Annotated in this window: 18 protein-coding genes, 1 other RNA gene and 1 pseudogene; 13 read left to right on the plus strand and 7 right to left on the minus strand. The window is 72.2% G+C overall.

Features of this window, described 5'->3' with window-relative positions; genetic code table 11:
- Positions 1 to 9 precede the first annotated feature (9 nt).
- The 5 genes from hflC to QA634_RS05420 form a co-directional block, all read right to left on the minus strand.
- Entirely contained in the window at positions 10 to 996 is a 987-nt protein-coding gene (hflC, locus tag QA634_RS05400) for a protease modulator HflC (RefSeq protein WP_012331033.1), read from the minus strand.
- On the minus strand, positions 993 to 2,153 hold the full coding sequence (gene hflK, locus QA634_RS05405; RefSeq protein WP_012331034.1) for an FtsH protease activity modulator HflK: 1,161 nt from the start codon (positions 2,151 to 2,153) through the stop codon (positions 993 to 995). The genes hflC and hflK overlap by 4 nt, the downstream gene beginning before the upstream one ends.
- Before the next feature lie 204 nt (positions 2,154 to 2,357).
- Positions 2,358 to 2,849, minus strand: a complete 492-nt coding sequence (locus QA634_RS05410) for a dihydrofolate reductase (protein ID WP_012331035.1) — start codon at positions 2,847 to 2,849, stop codon at positions 2,358 to 2,360.
- A 4-nt stretch (positions 2,850 to 2,853) separates the two neighbouring features.
- Positions 2,854 to 3,648, minus strand: coding sequence for a thymidylate synthase (locus QA634_RS05415; RefSeq protein WP_012331036.1), 795 nt, complete (start codon positions 3,646 to 3,648; stop codon positions 2,854 to 2,856).
- A gap of 69 nt (positions 3,649 to 3,717) precedes the next feature.
- Complete coding sequence (locus tag QA634_RS05420; RefSeq protein ID WP_283027312.1) at positions 3,718 to 4,605, minus strand: CPBP family intramembrane glutamic endopeptidase; 888 nt, start codon at positions 4,603 to 4,605, stop codon at positions 3,718 to 3,720.
- Here QA634_RS05420 and ssrA point away from each other — a divergent pair.
- Together ssrA and QA634_RS05430 are read left to right on the plus strand one after the other, a co-directional pair.
- Positions 4,597 to 4,960, plus strand: a transfer-messenger RNA (tmRNA) gene (gene ssrA / locus QA634_RS05425). The genes QA634_RS05420 and ssrA overlap by 9 nt on opposite strands.
- A gap of 50 nt (positions 4,961 to 5,010) precedes the next feature.
- The gene (locus QA634_RS05430; RefSeq protein ID WP_012331038.1) at positions 5,011 to 5,637 is read left to right on the plus strand and encodes an SspB family protein; all 627 of its coding nucleotides are present in this window, start codon (positions 5,011 to 5,013) and stop codon (positions 5,635 to 5,637) included.
- 381 nt (positions 5,638 to 6,018) lie between these two features.
- Here QA634_RS05430 and QA634_RS05435 read toward each other — a convergent pair whose 3' ends face one another.
- Positions 6,019 to 7,347, minus strand: coding sequence for a cytochrome P450 (locus tag QA634_RS05435; protein WP_236728785.1), 1,329 nt, complete (start codon positions 7,345 to 7,347; stop codon positions 6,019 to 6,021).
- A 185-nt stretch (positions 7,348 to 7,532) separates the two neighbouring features.
- On the opposite strand from QA634_RS05435, the gene fumC reads away from it, so the two are divergent.
- The 3 genes from fumC to QA634_RS05450 are packed head-to-tail and all read left to right on the plus strand — an operon-like array spanning position 7,533 to position 9,406.
- Entirely contained in the window at positions 7,533 to 8,942 is a 1,410-nt protein-coding gene (fumC, locus tag QA634_RS05440) for a class II fumarate hydratase (protein WP_012331040.1), read from the plus strand.
- A gap of 3 nt (positions 8,943 to 8,945) precedes the next feature.
- Positions 8,946 to 9,161: a DUF4169 family protein gene (locus QA634_RS05445; RefSeq protein WP_012331041.1), complete on the plus strand. Its 216-nt coding sequence runs from the start codon at positions 8,946 to 8,948 to the stop codon at positions 9,159 to 9,161.
- Positions 9,158 to 9,406 (plus strand): ribbon-helix-helix domain-containing protein, encoded by a 249-nt coding sequence (locus tag QA634_RS05450; protein ID WP_012331042.1) that lies wholly within the window; start codon positions 9,158 to 9,160, stop codon positions 9,404 to 9,406. The genes QA634_RS05445 and QA634_RS05450 overlap by 4 nt, the downstream gene beginning before the upstream one ends.
- A 19-nt stretch (positions 9,407 to 9,425) precedes the next feature.
- On the opposite strand, the gene QA634_RS05455 is transcribed toward QA634_RS05450, so the two are convergent.
- Positions 9,426 to 10,055: a TetR/AcrR family transcriptional regulator gene (locus QA634_RS05455; protein WP_012331043.1), complete on the minus strand. Its 630-nt coding sequence runs from the start codon at positions 10,053 to 10,055 to the stop codon at positions 9,426 to 9,428.
- Between the two features lie 336 nt (positions 10,056 to 10,391).
- Here QA634_RS05455 and QA634_RS05460 point away from each other — a divergent pair, with 336 nt between their 5' ends.
- The 8 genes and pseudogenes from QA634_RS05460 to ybgC all read left to right on the plus strand — a co-directional run bounded on the left by QA634_RS05460 (position 10,392) and on the right by ybgC (position 20,429).
- Positions 10,392 to 11,495, plus strand: coding sequence for an efflux RND transporter periplasmic adaptor subunit (locus QA634_RS05460; RefSeq protein ID WP_012331044.1), 1,104 nt, complete (start codon positions 10,392 to 10,394; stop codon positions 11,493 to 11,495).
- Positions 11,492 to 12,576 (plus strand): annotated as a pseudogene (locus QA634_RS05465) (efflux RND transporter periplasmic adaptor subunit). The gene QA634_RS05460 and the pseudogene QA634_RS05465 overlap by 4 nt, the downstream one beginning before the upstream one ends.
- A gap of 247 nt (positions 12,577 to 12,823) precedes the next feature.
- Entirely contained in the window at positions 12,824 to 15,958 is a 3,135-nt protein-coding gene (locus QA634_RS05470) for an efflux RND transporter permease subunit (RefSeq protein WP_012331046.1), read from the plus strand.
- Between the two features lie 138 nt (positions 15,959 to 16,096).
- On the plus strand, positions 16,097 to 16,594 hold the full coding sequence (gene bfr / locus QA634_RS05475) for a bacterioferritin (RefSeq protein ID WP_012331047.1): 498 nt from the start codon (positions 16,097 to 16,099) through the stop codon (positions 16,592 to 16,594).
- An 818-nt stretch (positions 16,595 to 17,412) separates the two neighbouring features.
- Positions 17,413 to 17,871, plus strand: coding sequence for a hypothetical protein (locus QA634_RS05480; protein ID WP_265576539.1), 459 nt, complete (start codon positions 17,413 to 17,415; stop codon positions 17,869 to 17,871).
- A 158-nt stretch (positions 17,872 to 18,029) separates the two neighbouring features.
- Positions 18,030 to 19,076, plus strand: a complete 1,047-nt coding sequence (gene ruvB, locus QA634_RS05485) for a Holliday junction branch migration DNA helicase RuvB (RefSeq protein ID WP_012331049.1) — start codon at positions 18,030 to 18,032, stop codon at positions 19,074 to 19,076.
- Positions 19,069 to 20,025 (plus strand): metallophosphoesterase, encoded by a 957-nt coding sequence (locus QA634_RS05490; RefSeq protein WP_012331050.1) that lies wholly within the window; start codon positions 19,069 to 19,071, stop codon positions 20,023 to 20,025. The genes ruvB and QA634_RS05490 overlap by 8 nt, the downstream gene beginning before the upstream one ends.
- Positions 20,022 to 20,429: a tol-pal system-associated acyl-CoA thioesterase gene (gene ybgC / locus QA634_RS05495; RefSeq protein ID WP_012331051.1), complete on the plus strand. Its 408-nt coding sequence runs from the start codon at positions 20,022 to 20,024 to the stop codon at positions 20,427 to 20,429. The genes QA634_RS05490 and ybgC overlap by 4 nt, the downstream gene beginning before the upstream one ends.
- The last annotated feature ends 73 nt before the right edge of the window (positions 20,430 to 20,502 follow it).

The raw sequence follows: 20,502 nt of genomic DNA on the forward strand, positions 1-20,502 counted from the left end.
GGCCCTGCGCTACTGGCCGGGCGCCGGGGTACCCGGCGCCGGAGCCGGGCCGCTCGGCGCCGGGGCGCCGGACTGGCCCGGGGCGGGCGAGGCGGCGGCGGGACGCGACCGGCCCTGCGGGTCGTTGAAGTAGCGGAAGAAGTCCGAGCCGGGGCCGATCACCAGGCGGGTGTCGGGACCCGTGAGCCCCTTCTCGTAGGCCTGCATCGAGCGGTAGAAGGCGAAGAAGTCCGGATCCTGCCCGAAGGCCTGGGCCAGGATGCGGTTGCGGTCCGCGTCGCCCTCGCCGCGCAGCTGGTCGGCCTTCTGGCTCGCCTCGGCGACCAGCACCGTCACCTCGCGGTCGGCCCGCGCCCGGATCGTGGCCGCGTCGCGCTCGCCGTTCGCCCGCAGGTCGGCGGCCTCGCGCTGGCGCTCGGTCTGCATCCGGCCGTAGACCGCCTGGCTGTTGGCGGCCGGCAGGTCGACGCGGGTCAGGCGCAGGTCGATGATCTCGATGCCGAGATTCTTGGCCTGCCGGTTCACGTCCTCCTGGATGCGGTTCATCAGCGCCTCGCGCTGGGTCCGCACGATGGCGTCGCGCGAGGCGCTGGCGAGCACGTTGCGCATCGCCGCGTTGGTGAAGCTCGACAGGCGCTGATTGGCGACCTGCACGTTGTTCACCGCCTGATAGAAGCGCAGCGGGTCCGAGACCTTGTAGCGGGCGAAGGCGTCGACCTCGAGGTTCTGCCGGTCGGCCGAGAGCACGGTCTGCACCGGCAGGTCGAGGTCGAGCAGGCGCTTCTCGAACAGCACGACGGTCTCGAAGAACGGGATTTTGAAGTAGAGGCCGGGCCGGTCGGTGCCGGCCTGGTTCAGCACGGTGCGCACGCGGCCGAACTGCAGCACGAGGGCCTGCTGGGTCTGGCTCACCGTGAAGGCCGAGGCGTAGAGCAGGAGGGCCACGACGGCGATCAGGCCGATCGCGGCGGTCCGCAGGGCGTTGCTGCCGTTCATCGCGTCGTCCCCTGCGCTTGGCCGGCGCCGCGGGGCGCGGCGAGTTCGTTGAGCGGCAGGACCGGGATCACGCCCGGGGCGGCGGACCCGCCGGTTCCGGGCTGGTCGAGGATCACCTTGTTCACGCTGCCCAGCACCTTCTCCATCGTGTCGAGGAACATGCGCTCGCGGCTCACCGCGGGCGCGAGCTTGTAGGATTCGTAGACCTCGCGGAAGCGGCCCGCCTGGCCGGTCGCCTCGGCGGTGGCCTGCGACTTGTAGCCCTCGGCCTGCTGGATCATCTGCGAGGCGCGGCCCTCCGCCTGCGGCACGACGCGGCTCGCGTAGGTGCGGGCCTCGTTGCGGGCGCGCTCGGCGTCCTGCTGGGCGGCGTTCACGTCGACGAAGGCCTGGCGCACCTCCTGCGGCGGGCTCACGCCCTGGAGCTGCACCACGTTGATCAGCACGCCGGCCCCGTAGGAATCGAGCGCCCGCTGAATGATCTCCTGCACCTCCTGCGCGACGCTGGTCTGCTCGGTGGTGAGGATCGCCTGGATCTTGCGCCGGCCCACCACCTCGCGCATGGCGCTCTCGGCCACGGACTTGATAGTGCCCTCCGGGTTCTGGAGGTTGAACACGAATTCCTCGGCCTTGGCCGGGTTGACGCGCCACTGCACGTCGAAGTCGATGTCCACGATGTTGTCGTCGCCGGTGAGCATCAGGCTCTCCTCCGGCACGTCGCGCATCCGCTGCGGGCCGACGCCGGAGCGGTAGCCGATCTGGATGCTGTTCACCTGCCCGACATTCGGCTTCACCACGGCGCCGATCGGGTAGGGGAAATTGTAGCGCAGGCCCTCGCCGACCTGGCCGGTGTAGCGCCCGAACACCGTGTTGATGCCGACCTGGTTCGGCGCCACGGTGTAGAAGCCGGTCAGCAGCCAGACCGCGGCCACGATCAGCACCGCGAGCGCGATGCCGCGCCCTCCCACCGGGCCGCCGCCCGGCATCAGGGTCCGCAGCCGGTCCTGGCCGCGGCGCAGCAGATCCTCGAGATCGGGCGGCTGGTTGCCGCCGCCGCCGCTGCCCCAGGGCCCGCCGCCGTTGCCGCCGGGCCGGCCCCAGGGTCCGCCCCCGTTGCCGCCGGCGCCGCCGCCGCCACTCTGATTACTCCATGGCATGCTCGCCCACTTCCTTTCCCGGCCGGCACGCCTCTCGCTGTCGCGACCCGCGCGGCATCTTGAGTTGCTGTCAACGCTGTCCCCGCAGCGATATCGGCTGCGCTTGGCGGGAAAGCAACCTCCCGGGACCGGGCGAGGCCCCGGGCGGCGCCCCGGCGCCGGGGGTTCATCGCCGCACCCGGCGCCCGGATGGCCCGGACGGGCTCAAACGTGGCGGTCGAGGGTGACGAACCGGTAGGGATGCTCGTCCTCCGGGCCGGCCGGGTGCGCCTCGCTCGCGACCTCCCGGAAGCGGCCCGCCGGGATCTCGGGGAAGCGCGCGTCGCCCTCGGGCGCCGCCGCCACCTCGGTGAGTTCGATCCGGTCGGCGAGCGGCAGGGTCAGGGCGTAGATCTGCGCGCCGCCCGCCACCATCACCTCCTCGGCCTCCCCGACGAGGGCGAGCACCGCGTCCCAGCCGGCGGCCGTCTCGACGCCGGGCGCCGACCAGCCGGGATCGCGGGTCATCACGATGACCCGCCGGCCGGGAAGCGGCCGGCCAATCGAGTCCCAGGTCCGGCGGCCCATCACCACCGGCTTGCCCATCGTGAGGGCGCGGAAGCGCCGCAGGTCGCCGCGCAGGCGCCAGGCGAGGTCGTTGTCGCGGCCGATGACGCCGTTGCGCGCGACCGCGGCGATCAGGGTGACGCGGGGCACGGGGTCAGACCGCCACGGGCGCGCGGATCGCCGGATGCGGGTCGTAGCCCTCCAGGACCACGTCGTCATGGCGGAAATCGAAGAGCGAGCGCACCTGCGGGTTGAGGCGCAGCTGCGGCAGCGGCCGGTGGTCGCGGGCGAGCTGCTGGCGGGCCTGGGCGACGTGGTTCACGTAGAGGTGCGCGTCGCCGAGCGTGTGCACGAAGTCGCCCGGGACAAGGTCGAGCACCTGCGCCATCATGGCGGTGAGCAGCGCGTAGGAGGCGATGTTGAAGGGCACGCCCAGGAAGGCGTCCGCCGAGCGCTGGTAGAGCTGGCAGGAGAGGCGGCCCTGCGCGACGTAGAACTGGAACAGGCAGTGGCAGGGGGCCAGCGCCATGCGGTCGAGGTCGGCCGGGTTCCAGGCCGAGACCACGAGGCGGCGGGAATCCGGGTTGCGGCGGATCTCGTCGAGCACCCAGGCGATCTGGTCGAGGCTGCCGCCGTCGGGCTTGGCCCAGGAGCGCCACTGCTTGCCGTAGACCGGCCCGAGATCGCCGTGCTCGTCGGCCCACTCGTCCCAGATCGTCACCCCGTTCGACTGCAGGTAGGCGACGTTGGTGTCCCCGGCCAGGAACCAGAGCAGCTCGTGGATGATCGACTTCAGGTGCAGGCGCTTGGTGGTGACGAGCGGGAATCCCTCGGCGAGGTCGAAGCGCATCTGGTGGCCGAACACCGAGAGGGTGCCGGTCCCGGTGCGGTCGTGCTTCTCGACGCCGTCGTCGAGGATGCGCCGCAGGAGGTCGTGATAGGCGCGCATGGGCTGTGCTCCGAGGCCCTCCAGGATAGCGCAGTCCGCGTCCGCGGGTGAGCGGGCGGCGCCGCTTTTTCAGGGGACCGCGAGGGCCAGCATGGCGAGCACGATCGCGCCGTTGTTCACCGCGTGCAGGGCGATGCAGGCGGGCAGGCTGCCGGTGCGCAGCCGCACGAACCCGAGCACGAGGCCGAGGGGGAGCACGCTCAGCGGGCGGGCGGCGTGGCCGATCCCGTGGCTGAGCGCGAACAGGCCGGCGCTCAGGAGCACGACCGCGACCGGGCCGAGCCGCCCGGCCGCGCGGGCGAACAGGTCGCCCCGGAACAGCAACTCCTCGGCCACCGGCGCCAGGAGCACGAGCCACGCCACCCAGACCGCGAAGGCCGGGCCGGCGAGCGCCGCGGGCAGCCGGAACGCCGCCGCGGCGGGCTGGCCGGCGAGGAGCGCGAGGGCCGAGACCCAGCCGATCTGGAAGCCGGGCCAGAGCAGCAGCAGCAGGGGCAGGAGCGGTCCGCGGGGCGGCGCGGCGAGGCCGAGCGCCCCGGTCCAGCCCCGCCCGAAGCGCGCCCGCGCCCGCCAGACCACCAGGGCGGCGAGGATCGGCAGCGGCACGACCGCGAAGGTCAGGGCGTAGCGCTCGGCCTCGTCGAAGCCCGCGTACGGGAAGCCCCAGACCGAGAGGCCGACGCGGCGCAGCAGGCGGGCGGCCCCCGCCACCAGCGCGAAGGCCAGGAGCCCGGCCGCCACCAGGAAGAGCGGGGGGCGCAGGCCGAGGAGCGCCGCGGCGCCCAGCTCCCGCCAGGCGTTGCGGTCCCGCCAGGCGTTGCGGTCCTGCCAGGCGCCGCCGCGGGGCCCCGCCGCGGGGCCGCCGGGCCCCTCGGCGGGGCGTTCGCGCCCCGGCGCGGGAGGGGAGAAGGGCGGATCCGCCACAGGGGAGCGGGAAGGGTGATCGACGGGCTTCAAAACCGGCGCGCCTGCCTCTATATTCGGTAGGCCGGCCGCGAGGTCGGCTATGGCGATAAACGTTCTTCGCAATAAACCTATCGGACCCGGGGGCGGTACCCGGCGCCTCCACCCAAGCCCAGCCCGTTCCGGCGGGCTGGGCTTCGGCGGGGGCGAAATAGGATCGACGAGGGCGTAAAGGTTGGACTTTCGCTCGGCATGGTTCCGCCGTTATCGGGCCAATGCAATAGTTGCCAACGACAACTATGCTCCGGTGGCGGTCGCCGCGTAAGCGGTGCCCAAGACCAAACAAAGTCCTAGCGGTTAGCATCGCATAGGCGGGGTTCGGAGGCACCTGGCAACAGAAGCCTCCACTTTCCCTTCCACGACTCGCCGATGGATGCGGCACCGGGTAAGCGACCGCCGATGGCAGACGATCTGATTCGCTACGATCTCCTGGTGCAGGACGCCCTGCGCAGCGTTGTGCGCAAGGTTCTCGGCGACGCGGCCCGCGACGGGCTCGCGGGCGAGCATCACTTCTACGTGTCGTTCCGGACCGACTACCCGGGCGTGCGCATCTCCCAGCGCCTGCGCGAGAAGTACCCGCAGGACATGACGATCGTCCTGCAGCACCAGTTCTGGGACCTGGGGGTGACCGAGCACGCCTTCGAGGTGGGGCTGTCCTTCTCCGGCATCCCCGAGCGGCTTCTGGTGCCGTTCGAGGCGGTGACGGGCTTCTTCGACCCCTCGGTGCAGTTCGGCCTGAAATTCGAACTGGGCGAGGGGCAGGCGGGCGAGGAGAGTGCGGCGCCGGCCGCGAGCCCGGGAGCGAGCCTGCGGGCGATCCGCGGCGCGGGGTCCGAGCCGAGCGAGGCGGCCCCGAAGGTGCCGGCCCTCGCGGCGGCGCCGAAGATGCTGGGCGCCGACAAGCCGGAGGCGAAGCCCGCCGGCAAGGAGGCCGCCAAGGCCCCGGCCAAGCCGGCCGAGGAGCCCGCCGCCCCCGAGGGCGGGGCCTCCGTGGTGAGCCTCGACGCGTTCCGCAAGAAGAGCTGAGGCAGGGGCGCAGGGGTCCCCGGGGCGCAGGTCCCCGCTTCCCTCGGCCAAGCCGAATCGCATGGGGCCATTCGGCTTGGTCTCCTGGTGCCGCGTCATGTTTCGCTGACGCGGTCCTTCGGTTCGGCGGCGAACCGCCGACCATTTCGGCGCATGGTGCTTTATACCAACGGCTCAGGATGCGGACGCATCGAGCCGTTGATGCGCCTCGTATTTTCGATTTCAAGCCAAAGGCTTGGCGAACCGAAGGCTTGGCGAACCGAAGGCTTGGCGAACCGAAGGCTTGGCGAACATTCGAGAGCAGCACCACCGGTCATGAGAAATGACCGGTGGTCTTGGAACCCCCCGGGCGGCTCTGCGGCCCCCGCGGCTCGGCGCCCCCTACCGGCCGGATTCCCGCCGCGTCACCCGCATCCGCATGCCGTCCCGCGGCCGCAGCGTGACCCGGTGCAGGGGCACCACCGGCCCGGCCTCCGGCGAGCGGTCGAGGCGCACGGCGCGCAGGAGATGCGCCAGCACCAGCGTCGCCTCCATCAGCGAGAAGCTCATCCCGATGCAGACCCGCGGCCCCGCCCCGAACGGCAGGTAGGCGTAGCGGTCGATCCGGCCGCGGAACTCGGGCAGGAACCGCTCCGGCCGGTAGGCGTCCGGATCGTCCCACAGGCGGCGGTGGCGGTGCAGCACGTAGGGCGCCACCGTCACCAGCGAGCCGCGCGGGATCTTGATCCGCCCGAGTCGGTCGTCGGCGATCGCCTGCCGGCTCATGAAGGGCACCGGCGGGAAGAGCCGGATCGCCTCCTCCAGGGCCGCCCGCGTGAACGGGAAGGCGTCGGCGCGCGGCTGCGCCTCGGCCGCGAAGGCCGCGTCGATCTCGGCCTCGGCCCGGGCGCGGGAGGCCTCGTCCTGCGACAGGCAGTAGAGCGTCCAGGTCAGCGCGTTGGCGGTGGTCTCGTGGCCGGCCCCGATGAAGGTCACGATGTTGGCCTTCACCTCCAGGTCCGAGAGGCCCTGCCCCGTCTCGGGGTCCTGCGCCCGCAGGAGCAGCGTCATCAGGTCGTGCGGCGCCTCGCCCGCCGCGAGCAGCGCCCGGCGCCGCGCGATCAGCTCGTCCACCACCTCGGCGAAGAAGCGCAGGGCCGGCCGCGCCCGCAGCCGCCCGATCCGCGGCACCCAGTCGGGCATCCCGAACACGTCGAGGGGGTCGATCGGCCCGAGCGCCTCGAAGTAGCGGGTGATCGCCCGCCCGAGCGCGTCGGGGTCGCGCGGCAGCCCGTGCGTGAAGATCGTCCGCTCCAGCACGTCGAGGGTGACCCGGGTCATCTCCAGGGCCACGTCCACCGCCTGCCCGTCGCGCCGCGCGAGGCGCCGGGCGAGCACCGCCGCCGCCTCGCTCATCGGCGCCTGGAAGCCCGCCACGTGGCGGGCGGAGAAGATCGGCGCCAGCGTGCGCCGCTGCAGGCGCCACTCCTCGCCCTCGGCGGTGAGCAGCCCGTTGCCCAGGCCCGGCGCCAGGACGCGGCGCTGGAGGTCGTCCTTGCGGTAATTGGCGGCGTTGTCGACCAGGATGTGCCGGATCGCGGCCGGGTCGCTCACCACGGTGATCCGCCCGAGCGCCCCCTCCCCCGTCACGATCAGGTGCTCGAAATGCTCCCGGAACCACGTGGTGAGGGGATTCGCCCGCGCGGCGCGCAGGAAGGCGAACAGGTCCATCGGCTCCGTGCGCGGGCGGGGCACCGCCGGACGGAAGGGAGCCTGGGGAGGGCGGGCCTCTATCACGGCGTCTGACAGATCCTGTCTCCTGTCATGCTGGGGGCGGCCTCGCGCGGATCCGGCATCGCGCAAGGCGGATCTTTGGCTTAAGTAGGCGCCGTTTCGCTCTGCCAAAGAGGGCCACGATGTCGCCGACCGAGAAAGCCACCCGCACGGAATCCGACACGTTCGGGCCGATCGAAGTCCCGGCCGACCGCTACTGGGGGGCGCAGACCCAGCGCTCGATCCAGAATTTCCGCATCGGCACGGAGCGCATGCCCGCCCCGCTTGTGCACGCCCTCGGCCTCGTGAAGCAGGCGGCGGCGCTCGTGAACCGCGACCTCGGCGTGCTGGAGCCGCGGCTCGCCGAGGCCATCGCGGCCGCCTCCGCCGAGGTGGTCGAGGGGCGCCACGACGGCGAGTTCCCGCTGGTGGTCTGGCAGACCGGCTCGGGCACGCAGTCGAACATGAACGCCAACGAGGTGATCGCGAGCCTCGCCAACGAGCGGCTCGGCGGGCAGCGCGGCGGCAAGTCGCCGGTGCACCCGAACGACCACGTCAACCGCGGCCAATCCTCGAACGACACGTTCCCGACCGCGATGCACATCGCGGTGGCCCGCGAGATCAGCGACCGGCTGATGCCGGCGCTCCACCACCTGCACGCGGCCCTCGACGCCAAGGCGCAGGACTTCGCCGGGATCGTCAAGATCGGCCGCACCCACCTGCAGGACGCGACCCCGGTCACGCTCGGCCAGGAATTCTCCGGCTACGCCGCCCAGGTGGCCCTCGGCGGCGCGCGCGTCGGGGCGGCGCTGCCCGGCGTGCTGGCCCTCGCCCAGGGCGGCACCGCGGTCGGCACCGGCCTCAACGCCCATCCGGACTTCGCCGAGCGCTTCGCCGCCAAGGTGGCGGAGCTGACCGGCCTGCCCTTCACCTCGGCGCAGAACAAGTTCGAGGCCCTCGCCACCCACGACGCGCTCGTCTTCGCCCAGGGGGCGCTCACCAGCCTGGCGAGCGGCCTGTTCAAGATCGCCAACGACATCCGCCTGATGGGCTCCGGCCCGCGCTCCGGCCTCGGCGAGATCTCGCTGCCCGAGAACGAGCCCGGCTCCTCGATCATGCCCGGCAAGGTCAACCCGACCCAGGCCGAGGCGATGACCATGGTCTGCGCCCAGGTGATCGGCAACGGCACCACCGTCTCGGTGGCGGGCAGCCAGGGCCATTTCGAGCTCAACGTGTTCAAGCCGGTCATCGCCAACGCGGTGCTGCAATCGGTGCGCCTCCTGGCCGACGCGGCGGTGAGCTTCGCGGACAATTGCGTCGTCGGGATCAAGCCGAACCACGACCGCATCGCCGACCTGATGAGCCGCTCGCTGATGCTGGTGACCGCGCTCGCGCCGACGATCGGCTACGACAAGGCCGCCGAGATCGCCAAGACCGCCCACAAGAACGGCACTACGCTCAAGGAGGAGGCGCTGCGCCTCGGCTACGTCACGGCCGAGCAGTTCGACGCCGTGGTGCGGCCCGAGACGATGCTGGCGCCGAGCGCGGAGTAGCCGATGGCCGAGATCATCAACCTGCGCCGGGCCCGCAAGGCCCGGGCCCGGCAGACCGAGGAGGCGAGGGCGGAGGAGAACCGCGTCGCCTTCGGGCGGCCGAAGGCCGCGCGGACGCTCGCCGAGTCCCGCCGCGCGATCGAGACCGCCCGCCACGAGGGCCACCGGCTCGAGGGCCCGCCCGAGGACCGGCCCGGGGTGACCGATCCGTCGGAATGACGGGATCGGCGGCCGGCCTGCGCAAGCGCTCGGTGATGATCGCCGGGCACCGCACCAGCGTGTCGCTGGAGGACCCGTTCTGGGAGGCGCTCCAGCGGCTCGCGCGGGCGCGCGGCCTCTCCGTCCCGGCGCTGATCGGGCGCATCGACGCCGGGCGCGCGGGGCAGAACCTCTCCTCGGCGATCCGGGTCTTCGTGCTGCGCGCCCTGCAGGAGGAGGCGGGCGGGCCGGAGGCGCCGACCTGACCGCGACGGGATCGGCGCTTCACGCGGCGATGCACAGGGCGCGCCGCATCATGTCGAGATGGGCCGCGTAGTAGCCCTGAAGCTCGAGCGGGTGCGCCTCCCCGAACAGGCTGAGCCAGGTCGAGGCCATCATCACCGGCGAGAACAGCAGGTGCGGATAGGCCTCCTCGACGCCCGGGCGGAACTCGCCGCGCGCGACGCCGTAGCGCATCACCGCCCGCATCCGCTCCACCGCCGGGCCGATCACCTCGTCGTGCCAGCGCTCCGCCAGGCTCGGGAAGCGGCCGGCCTCCGCCATCAGCAGGCGCAGCAATTCCCGGCCCCGCCGGTCTGCCACCATGTGGTCGTAGACGAAGCGGAAATGCGCGCGCAGGATGTCCATCGCGGTGCCCTGCGGCGCGTGCGTCAGGGCCGCGATGTTCTCCATCGTCGGGCGCACCATCTCCTTGAAGGTGGCGACGAACAGGTCCTCCTTGCTCGGGAAGTAGACGTAGATCGTGCCCTTGGTGATGCCGGCGCGGGCCGCCACGTCGTCGAGGCGCGTCGCCGCGTAGCCCCTGCGGGCGAATTCTTCGAAGGCCGCGTCCAGGATCTCCCCCGGACGGGCCTCCTTGCGCCGCTGCCGCGGCCCGTGCCGTGCCGCCTCCATCGCTCCCCCTATTGACCAACCAGTCAGTCACTAGTACCAAGGCGCCGCGAAGAGCAAGAGCCGTCCCCCGTTCGAGGAGCGCGGCGCCGCTTCGCCACGAACATCCTTGCCCCGCGCGGGGCTCGCGACAGGTCTCCGGTTGACGTAAGGTCGCCAGGGGGCCTGGAAGGAGCGGCCGCTCCGCCCCCTCGCGGCCGCTCCTTCACGGTTCTCCGCCTCGGCATCATGCGCCGACGCGGTCCCGGGCTCGCCGGAAAAACCATGCACCGACAAGACTCTCAAACGAATCGCCGCATGCCGTTCCGGTGGGCCGCCACCCATGGAGCCTTCGTTCCCATGCCGCTCCTCCCCATGCTTCGCCTGATTCGCGCGGCGCTCCTCGCGGGCGCGGCGCTCGGCCCCGCCGCGGCGGCCGGCGCCCCGGCCGACGCGACGCCGCCGCCCTCGCTCGCCGCCGTCAAGACCGTCACGGCCGCCCGCACCGACGTGGCGGGCGAGGTCGTGCTGTCCGGCGACGTCCAGGCCAAGTTCCTCAGCACCGTCGCGTTCCGCGTGACCGGCAAGATCGCCGAGCGCCTCGCCGAGGTCGGCGACCACGTGGGGGCCGACCAGGTGCTGGCCCGGCTCGAACCGCAGGAGCAGCGGGTCAACGTCGAGACCGCCGAGGCGGCCCTGTCCTCGGCGGAGGCGCTGCTGACCCAGGCCAAGGTGAATTTCGAGCGCCAGCAGGCGCTCATGCGCAGCGGCTACACGACCCGCAGCAGCTACGACCAGGCCGAGCAGCAGCTGCGCACCAGCCAGGCCTCGGTCGATTCGGCCCGCGCCGCCCTCGGCTCGGCCCGGGAGCAATTCACCTACACGGAGCTGCGGGCCGGGGTCGCCGGCATCATCACGGCCCGCAACGCCGAGGCCGGGCAGGTCGTCTCCTCGGGCCAGACCGTGTTCACCCTGGCGCATGACGGCCCCCGCGACGCGGTCTTCATCGTGCCCGAGACCCTGCTGACCACCCCGCCGGCGGGCGGCAGGATCGAGATCAGCCTGCAGGCCGATCCGCGCATCCGCACCACCGGCGCGGTGCGGGAGATCTCGCCGACCATCGACCCCGGCACCGGCGGCGTGCGGGTGAGGATCGGCCTCGATTCCGTGCCGCCCGAGATGAGCCTGGGCGCGGTCGTGCTCGGGCGCGGGCGCTTCCGGCCGCGGCAGGCCGTGACCCTGCCCTGGAGCGCGCTCTTCCGCTGGAAGGACGCGCCCGCCGTCTGGGTGCTCGATCCGGGCTCCGGCACGGTGACGCCGAGGCCGGTCGAGATCGCCCGCTACGCCGGCTCCGCCATCGTGCTGGCCGGGGGCGTCGAGGCGGGCGAGCAGGTCGTCACCGCGGGGATCCAGTTCCTGCGCCCGGGCCAGCGCGTCGCCGCCGCCGGGGAGGGCGCGCCGTGAGGCCCCTCCTCCTCACCGCCGCGCTCCTCACCGCCGCGCTCCTGGCGCTCGCCGGCTGCCAGCAGGAGAAGGCCGAGGCGCCCCCGCCCGTGCGCCCCGTCCTCGCCGTGGCGGCGGAGCGCCAGGCGAGCGAGACCTTCGGCCCCTTCGCGGGCACGGTGGAGCCGCGCTACCAGACCCAGATGGGCTTCCGCATCGGCGGCCGCATCGTCGCCCGCGACGTCTATGTCGGGGACCTCGTCGCCAAGGGCACGCGGCTCGCCGCCCTCGATCCCACGGTGCAGCAATTCGCCCTGCTGCGGGCCCGGGCCGACGTGGCGGATGCGCAGGCCCAGGTCCAGAACACCACCGCGGCCGAGAGCCGCCAGCGCACCCTGTTCGAGAACGGCAGCGCGGTGACGCAGGCCCAGCTCGACGCCGCGGTCGCCGCCCGCGACACCGCCACCGCGCGCCTCGCCCAGGTCAGGGCGGCCCTCCAGAAGGCGGAGGACGAACTCGGCTACGCGACGCTCACCGCCGATTTCGACGGCGTCGTCACCGCCTGGAGCGCCGAGGTCGGGCAGGTCGTGCCGGCCGGGCAGGCGGTGGTCACGGTGGCGCGGCCCGACATCCGCGAGGCCGTCGTCGACATCCCGGACGCGCTGATGGGCGAGGTGCCGCGCGAGGCGGTCTTCACGGTGACGCTGCTCTCCGCGCCCGGCCTCACGGCGCGGGGCCGGGTGCGGGAGATCGGGCCGCTCGCCGAGGCGTCCACCCGCACCCGGCGCGTACGCATGACGCTGGTCGACCCCTCCCCCGCCTTCCGCCTCGGCACCACCGTGACGGTCGCGCTGGAGCGGCGGATCGCCCCCGCATCCCCCTCCCCTCCACGGCCCTCCTCGACCCGGAGGGCCGCCCCGCGGTCTGGGTCGTGGCGGCGGACGGCAAGTCGGTCCGGCGCCGGGACGTGACGCTGGTCGGGCGGGCCGGGGACCGGGTCTTCGTGGGCGAGGGGCTCGCGGCCGGCGAGCGGGTCGTCGTCGCGGGCGTGCACAGCCTGAAGGAGGGCCAGGCCGTGCGGCTGCCCGAGGCCGGGCTGTGATCTGCTTTCCGGACGATCACGTCCGGACAGCGGATGCCAAGCCCGCGCGGCGCGTGAGCGACGCCGACATCCGCATGGCGACGCAATCCGTCGGATGTCGGATGACGCCGTGCGGCGCGGCCGCGCGGCCATCCGGCATCAGGCGCGCGGGGCCCGGGGCCCGGCGCGCCGAACCTCATCCCCTCCCCGCGCCGCGCGGCCTCCCGCCCCTGGGCGGGCCGCGGCGGCCCCGATCCAGGACGCGCCGATGACCTCCTTCAACCTCTCCGAATGGGCGCTCGCGCACCGCTCCTTCGTCTGGTTCCTGATGGCGATCTCCATCGTGGCCGGGGCCATGGCCTACGAGCGCCTCGGCCGCGAGGAGGATCCCGCCTTCGCCATCAAGACCATGGTGGTGCAGGCGCGCTGGCCCGGCGCCACCATCGGCGAGACCCTCGAGCAGATCACCGACCGCATCGAGAAGGAGGTCCAGCAGATCAACGCGGTGGACTACACCCGCAGCTACACGACGCCGGGCCAGACCACCGTCTTCGTGCAGCTGCGCGAGACCACGCCGCCCAAGACCATACCGTGGCTGTTCTACCAGGTCCGCAAGCGGATCGGCGACATCAAGGCTCAGTTCCCGCAGGGCGTGCAGGGGCCGTTCTACAACGACGAGTTCGGCGACGTGTTCGGCAACGTCTACGCCTTCACGGCGGACGGCCTCTCGATGCGCCAGCTGCGCGACTACGTCGAATCCGCCCGCACCAGCATCCTCAAGGTGAGGAACATCGGCAAGATCGAGATCGTGGGCGCGCAGGACGAGGTCATCTTCCTCGACTTCTCGACCCGCAAGCTCGCCGCCCTCGGGATCGACATGCAGAGCGTGATCAACACGCTGCAGGCGCAGAACGCCGTCGAGCCCTCGGGCGTGATCCAGGCCGATCCCGAGCGGGTGTCGGTGCGGGTCGGCGGCCAGTTCGCGGACGAGAACAGCCTGAGGGCGATCAACCTGCGCCTCAACGACCGCTTCTTCCGCCTCTCCGACGTGGCGGAGATCCACCGCGGCTACACCGACCCGCCCGAGACGCTCTTCCGCTACAACGGGCAGCCCGCCATCGCCCTCGCGATCGCCATGCAGCCGAGCGGCAACATCCTCGAATTCGGCGAGGCGCTGAAGGCGCAGATGCGCCGGATCGAGGGCGAATTGCCGGTCGGCGTCGGCATCCACCTCGTCTCGGACCAGCCGAAGATCGTCGAGGAGGCGGTCGGCGGCTTCACCAAGGCGCTGGTCGAGGCCGTGGTGATCGTGCTCGTCGTCTCCTTCCTGAGCCTCGGCCTGCGGGCCGGCCTCGTCGTCTCGCTCTCGATCCCGCTGGTCCTCGCCATCGTGTTCGTGATCATGGACGCGATGGGGGTGACGCTGCAGCGCATCTCGCTCGGCGCCCTGATCATCGCGCTCGGGCTGCTCGTCGACGACGCGATGATCACGGTGGAGATGATGGTGGCGCGGCTGGAGGCCGGTGACAGCCTGACCAAGGCGGCGACCTTCGCCTACACCTCGACCGCCTTCCCGATGCTCACCGGCACGCTCGTCACGGTAGCGGGCTTCCTGCCGATCGGCTTCAACGGCTCGGCGGCAGGCGAGTACACCTACTCGCTCTTCGTGGTGCTGGCGACCTCGCTCCTGGTCTCCTGGGTGGTGGCGGTTCTGTTCGCGCCCCTCATCGGCGTGAAAATCCTGCCGAAGACCATGAAGTCCCACCACGACCGGCCCAGCCGGCTGCTCACCGTGTTCCGGGCCCTGCTCGTCCCGGCGATGCGCTTGCGCTGGATCACGGTGGCGGCCACGATCGGTCTGCTCGCCGCCTCGGTCGTCGGCCTGGGCCACGTGCAGCAGCAGTTCTTCCCCTCCTCGGACCGCAACGAGGTGCTGGTCGACCTCACCCTGCCGCAGAACGCGAGCATCGGCGAGACCAGGGCGCAGATGGACCGCTTCGAGGCCGCCCTGAAGGACGATCCCGACATCCGGCACTGGAGCTCCTATGTCGGCCAGGGGGCGATCCGCTTCTACCTTCCCCTCGACCAGCAGCTCGGCAACGCCTTCTTCGGGCAGATCGTGATCGAGACGACGTCCCTGGAGGCGCGCGACCGCACCATGGCGCGGCTCGCCGCGCTCGGCCGCCGCGACTTCGTGGGCACCGACGTCTTCGTGCACCCCCTCGATCTCGGGCCGCCGGTCGGCCGCCCGATCCAGTACCGGATCGGCGGCCCCGACCTCCAGGTCGTGCGCCAGCAGGCCCTCGCCCTCGCGGCCATTCTGGGCGGCCATCCGAGCCTCGGCGTGCCGACCTTCGACTGGAACGAGCCCGGCAAGGTGCTCAAGGTCGAGATCCTGCAGGACAAGGCCCGCCAGCTCGGCGTGACCTCGAAGGACATCGCCACGATCCTGAACGGCATCGTCGGGGGCACGGCCATCACGCAGGTGCGCGACGCGATCTACCTCGTCGACGTGGTCGGCCGCGCGCTCGCCGCCGAGCGGCGCTCGATCGACACGCTCCAGAGCCTGCAGGTCCCTCTCGCCAACGGCGCCACCGTGCCGCTGCTCGCCTTCGCGCGCATCGGCTACGACCTGGAGCAGCCGATCGTCTGGCGGCGCGACCGCCAGCCCACCATCACGGTGCGCGCCGCGATCACGGACGACACCCAGCCCCCCACGGTCGTCAAGGCGCTCCAGCCGGCGATCGACCGGTTCAAGGCCGGTCTGCCCGACGGCTACGACCTGGAGATCGGCGGGGCGGTCGAGGAGAGCGCCAAGGGCCAGGGGCCGATCGCGGCCGTGGTGCCGGTGATGCTCCTGGTCATGGCTTTCCTGCTGATGGTGCAGCTCCAGAGCGTGCAGAAGACGCTGCTGGTGGCGAGCGTGGCCCCGCTCGGCCTCATCGGCGTCGTGGCGGCGCTGCTGCCCTCCGGCGCGCCGCTCGGCTTCGTGGCGATCCTCGGCGTGCTGGCGCTGATCGGCATCATCATCCGCAACTCGGTGATCCTGGTCACCCAGATCGACGCGTACGAGGCGCAGGGCATGGCGCCCTGGGACGCCGTCGTGGAGGCGACCTGCCACCGGATGCGGCCGATCCTGCTCACCGCGGCGGCGGCGAGCCTCGGCATGATCCCGATCGCCCGCGAGGTGTTCTGGGGGCCGATGGCCTACGCGATGATCGGCGGCATCGTGGCGGCGACCTTCCTGACCCTGTTCTTCCTGCCCGCCCTCTACGTCGGCTGGTACCGCATCAAGGCCCCGCCCCGGGGCGGGGCCTTGCCCGGCGCGGTCGCGCGGGAGGCCGGGGACGGCCGGCGCGGCGAGGCCGCGCCGGCGGGTGCCGGCGCGCCGATCGGGGCCTGAACGGCGGGGCCATACTTAGAACTATTCTAAGAAAGTGTCTTGGCTGTTCGCCCGCGCCGTGCCATGTGGGGGGAGCCGTCGATCGGCCGGGCGGGTTTCCGGAGAGGCAGCGTCGGCGCGAGTCTGAGGAGGGATGGGATGAAGGGCGATCCGAAGGTCATCGAGTACCTGAACCGCGGCCTGCGCAGCGAGCTGACCGCCGTGAGCCAGTACTGGCTGCATTTCCGCATGCTGAACGACTGGGGTTACATCGAGCTCGCCAAGTACTGGCGCAAAGAGTCGATCGAAGAGATGAACCATGCTGACCGGTTCATCGATCGTATCCTGTTCCTTGAGGGCTTCCCGAACCTGCAGGAGCTCGATCCGCTGAAGATCGGGCAGAACGTGCAGGAGATCATCGAGTGCGACCTCGCGGCCGAGAACGAGGCCCGGGCGCTCTACCTCGAAGCGGCGCAGTACGCCGAGTCGATCAATGATCGCGTCTCGAAGGTGCTGTTCGAGGACCTCGCCGAGGATGAGGAGGGCCACATCGACTTCCTGGAGACGCAGCTGGAGCTGATCCAGCAGATCGGCCTGCCGCTCTACGCCCAGAAGCACATCGGCGGCCTCGACAAGATCGAGCCCGAGGTGGAGTGACGCGGGGCCCGGACCATCGGTTCGGAGATCGCCCGGCGCGGCGCCCCCTCCGTGCGGGCGCCGCACCGAGCGCGGCCCGCCCCGGCGGATCGGGCCTGACGGGCGAGCCCGATTCCCGGGCCGTCCCACCCGGTGCGGGGCCGGACGAGGTCGACGCCCCGCGGCGTGAGCGGGCCCGCCCCTGCGCCGCCATCCGCAGGAGGTCCGGGAGCGGCCCCCGGCCCGGAGGCCGGCACAGCGTTCGAGCGCGTCGGAACGCGCTCGCCCCGGGCGCCGCCCGTCCGGCCGGCGGACGCAACGACGGGAGAGATCCCGAGCTCAGGCAGGGCTGCCGGGCGCCGGCCAGGAGCCGTGATCCGACATCCGCATTGCCGACATGGGAGATGGCGAAGCCATCAACCGGATGGCGTGTGACCCGACGCCCTCGTCGGTTGCCCTCGCCTCACGCGAGGCCGCGGTTGCGCTCCAAACCGCCGCGCGGAGCGGGTGCTGTTCGAGAAATTCCCGCGTCGCTGCCGGGCGCCCCAGGGGAAGGCTTGGACGTCTGCTTCGGGCAATCTGCCGAATCGATGCTGCGCCGATCCTCGATAGGAAAGATTCCGTCAACAACATGGTACTATTTTCTGCGATGAGCCCGGACCGTCCGCCCCCGACGAGTTGCCCAGCCTGCCGACACCGAAAGATGTAAAATCTCAGGTTGTATATAGCTCATCCGATAAAATTGCGTCTAGGCCGTTCGTCTCTCGGGCAGGTCGGCCCGGTAAGATGCTGCGGAATACATCGGCGATCTCGGTCGTGACCAGGCGAGGATGAACATGATGAGCCCAGCGATCGACACCGTGTCGCACCCCCGTCCGGGTCGGCTTCGCGCCATGGGCCGCTGGCTCGGACGTCGAGAGGTCTGGGCCGGCCTCGGCGTGCTCGCCCTGACGGCGCTCGCCGCCACGGCCGGCCCGCCGGCCTGGGTCTCCGCCGCCCGCGCCCTCGGCGTGCCCTACTGCCTGAAGTATTCCGACGTCTACCTGTACGCGGGCGGCGCCTTCCAGCGCCGGGGCAGCGATTGGTTCGATCTCCCCGTTTACAGCAACCTCACCGTCTCCCGCTACGAGGAGATCGAGCGCGACGCGGAGTTCATCTATCTCCTGAATTCCGCCTCCCGCAACAACGACAAGGTCAACCAGATCGTCGTCCGGCTCCCGGTCTGCGGCGGCGTCTCGCAGGTGACGCTGTCGAAGAATGCCCGCAACTGGATCGACTCGCAGCCGATCTGGCGCTGACGGGCGGCCGGGGGGCGCGGCGCGATCGGTCGCCGCGATCGGTCGCCGCGATCGGTCGCCTTGTGCGGCGGCCCCGGATGAGTACATCCGGGGAAGGGTTACCTGCCGGGCGGCGGGCCCCGACGGCCTCCTCCCCTCGAAGCCCCTCCGAGCGCCCCTTGAGCAATCCCAGACCTCTCCTCACCCCCGAGCGCCGCGAGGACGACATCGACGCGTCGATCCGTCCACTGAGCCTGTCGGATTTCACGGGCCAGCGCGCGGCGCGGGCGAATCTGGGGGTGTTCATCGAGGCGGCGCGGCGCACCGGTCAGGCGCTGGACCACGTGCTGTTCGTGGGCCCGCCGGGGCTGGGCAAGACCACGCTGGCGCAGATCGTGGCCCGGGAGCTGGGGGTGAATTTCCGCTCGACCTCGGGTCCGGTGATCGCCAAGGCGGGGGACCTGGCCGCGCAGCTCACCAACCTGGAGGAGCGCGACGTCCTGTTCATCGACGAGATCCACCGGCTGAGCCCGGCGGTGGAGGAGATCCTCTACCCGGCCATGGAGGATTACCAGCTCGACCTGATCATCGGCGAGGGCCCGGCGGCGCGCTCGGTCAAGATCGAGCTGCCGCGCTTCACCCTGGTGGCGGCCACGACCCGGGCGGGTCTGCTGACCACGCCGCTGCGCGACCGCTTCGGCATCCCGATCCGGCTGGAATTCTACGCGGTGGACGAGCTGGAGGCGATCGTGGCCCGGGGGGCGCGGGTGCTGGGGATCGGCATGGCGGCGGACGGGGCCAACGAGATCGCCCGGCGGGCGCGGGGCACGCCGCGGATCGCCGGGCGGCTGCTGCGGCGGGTGCGGGACTTCGCGATCGTGGAGGAGGCCGGGACGGTGACGCGGGCGATCGCCGACCGGGCGCTGCGTCTGCTGGACGTGGACGCGGCGGGTCTGGACACCATGGACCGCAAGTATCTGGGGCTGATCGCGCGCTCCTACGGGGGCGGTCCGGTCGGGGTGGAGACGATCGCGGCGGCGTTGTCGGAGCCGCGCGACGCCATCGAGGAGATCATCGAGCCCTACCTGCTCCAGCAGGGCTTCGTGCAGCGCACCCCGCGCGGCCGCCTCCTCACCCCGCACGCCTTCCGACACCTCGGATTGCCGGAGCCGAGCCGCGACCCCGCCGCGCAATTCGGCCTGTTCGGCGGGGACGAGGATGTCTGAGCCCTCGCGGCGCCGCTGGCCCACCCGCCGCCAGGTGATCGGGGGATTGGGCGCGCTCGGGGCCTCGGGCTTCGCCACGGCGGCCTACGGCACCGGGATCGAGCCGTTCTGGTCGGTGGTCACGCACTACGCGGTCCGGCCCCGGGCGGCCTGGCCCGCGGGCCTGCGCCTGCGCTTCGTCGCCTTGGCGGACATCCACGCCTGCGAGCCCTGGATGACGGTCGAGCGCGTCGCCGGCCTCGTCGCGGCGGCGAACGCGCTCGGGCCCGACCTGATCGTGCTCCTCGGCGACTACGTGGCCGGGCAGCGCTTCATCACCCGCCGCCTGCGGGCCGAGGAATGGGCCGCCCCCCTGGCGGGCCTCGCGGCGCCCCTCGGCGTCCACGCGGTGCTCGGCAACCACGATTGGTGGGAGGATGCCCGGGCCCAGGCCCGGGGCGGCGGCCCGGTCGAGGCGGCCGTCGCCTTGGCGGGGGTCGGGATCCGGGTGCTGGAGAACGCGGCCGTCCCCCTCGCGGTGCCGGGCGGCCCGGTCTGGCTCGCGGGCCTGCAGGACCAGCTCGCGCTGCTGCCCCATCACCACCGCCTGCGCCGGGAGACCGGCGCGGCGCCCGGACGGGTCGGCCTCGACGACCTCGCCGCCACCCTGGCGGCGGTGCCGCCGGAGGCGCCCGTGATCCTGCTCGCCCACGAGCCCGACATCTTCCCGCGCGTTCCGGCCCGGGTGGCGCTGACCCTGTCGGGCCACACCCACGGCGGTCAGGTCAGGTTCTTCGGCTACGCGCCGGTCGTGCCCTCGCGCTACGGCCGCCGCTACGCCTACGGGCACATCCGCGAGCACACGGACCTGATCGTCTCGGGCGGGCTCGGCATGAGCATCGCGCCGATCCGGATCGGCGTCCCGCCCGAGATCGTGGTCGTGGAGATCGGGACGGAGGCCGCCGCGTGACCGGGCACCGCCTGACCCTGCGCGTCTACTACGAGGACACGGATTTCTCCGGCCTCGTCTACCACGCGAGCTACCTGCGCTTCCTGGAGCGCGGGCGCACCGAGATGCTGCGCGCGGCGGGGATCGACCAGTCGACCCTGCATGCGGGGGGCGAGGGCCTGTTCTTCGCCGTGCGGCGGATGCTGATCGACTGGCTGGTCCCGGCCCGGATGGACGACGTGCTCACCGTCGAGACGCGCACGAAAGAGGTCCGCGGCGCCTCGATCCTCGTGGCGCAGCGCATCCTGCGGGGCGATCAGGTGCTGATGACGGCGGAGGTCCGCGTCGCGGCCCTGATCGGCGGGCGCCCGGCGCGGCTGCCGGACGGGTTGCGGGCGATCCTGGAGGGCGGGCCGGAGGCGTGATGCGACATCCGCCATCCCGAAGGGATCAAGCGGATGTGGGATGAGGCCGCCGGGCTCCGCCCGGGGTGCTGCG

Source organism: Methylobacterium sp. CB376 (genome assembly GCF_029714205.1).
In the GTDB taxonomy this organism is placed as follows: Bacteria; Pseudomonadota; Alphaproteobacteria; order Rhizobiales; family Beijerinckiaceae; genus Methylobacterium.

Coding starts and splice junctions, on each gene's coding strand:
- QA634_RS05430 (WP_012331038.1), top strand. CDS start 5,011: ATGGCAGACGATCTGATTCGCTACGATCTCCTGGTGCAGGACGCCCTG.
- fumC (WP_012331040.1), top strand. CDS start 7,533: ATGTCGCCGACCGAGAAAGCCACCCGCACGGAATCCGACACGTTCGGG.
- QA634_RS05480 (WP_265576539.1), top strand. CDS start 17,413: ATGAGCCCAGCGATCGACACCGTGTCGCACCCCCGTCCGGGTCGGCTT.
- QA634_RS05450 (WP_012331042.1), top strand. CDS start 9,158: ATGACGGGATCGGCGGCCGGCCTGCGCAAGCGCTCGGTGATGATCGCC.
- hflC (WP_012331033.1), bottom strand. CDS start 996: ATGAACGGCAGCAACGCCCTGCGGACCGCCGCGATCGGCCTGATCGCC.
- hflK (WP_012331034.1), bottom strand. CDS start 2,153: ATGCCATGGAGTAATCAGAGTGGCGGCGGCGGCGCCGGCGGCAACGGG.
- QA634_RS05490 (WP_012331050.1), top strand. CDS start 19,069: ATGTCTGAGCCCTCGCGGCGCCGCTGGCCCACCCGCCGCCAGGTGATC.
- QA634_RS05470 (WP_012331046.1), top strand. CDS start 12,824: ATGACCTCCTTCAACCTCTCCGAATGGGCGCTCGCGCACCGCTCCTTC.
- QA634_RS05445 (WP_012331041.1), top strand. CDS start 8,946: ATGGCCGAGATCATCAACCTGCGCCGGGCCCGCAAGGCCCGGGCCCGG.
- QA634_RS05460 (WP_012331044.1), top strand. CDS start 10,392: ATGCCGCTCCTCCCCATGCTTCGCCTGATTCGCGCGGCGCTCCTCGCG.
- bfr (WP_012331047.1), top strand. CDS start 16,097: ATGAAGGGCGATCCGAAGGTCATCGAGTACCTGAACCGCGGCCTGCGC.
- QA634_RS05435 (WP_236728785.1), bottom strand. CDS start 7,347: ATGGACCTGTTCGCCTTCCTGCGCGCCGCGCGGGCGAATCCCCTCACC.
- QA634_RS05415 (WP_012331036.1), bottom strand. CDS start 3,648: ATGCGCGCCTATCACGACCTCCTGCGGCGCATCCTCGACGACGGCGTC.
- QA634_RS05455 (WP_012331043.1), bottom strand. CDS start 10,055: ATGGAGGCGGCACGGCACGGGCCGCGGCAGCGGCGCAAGGAGGCCCGT.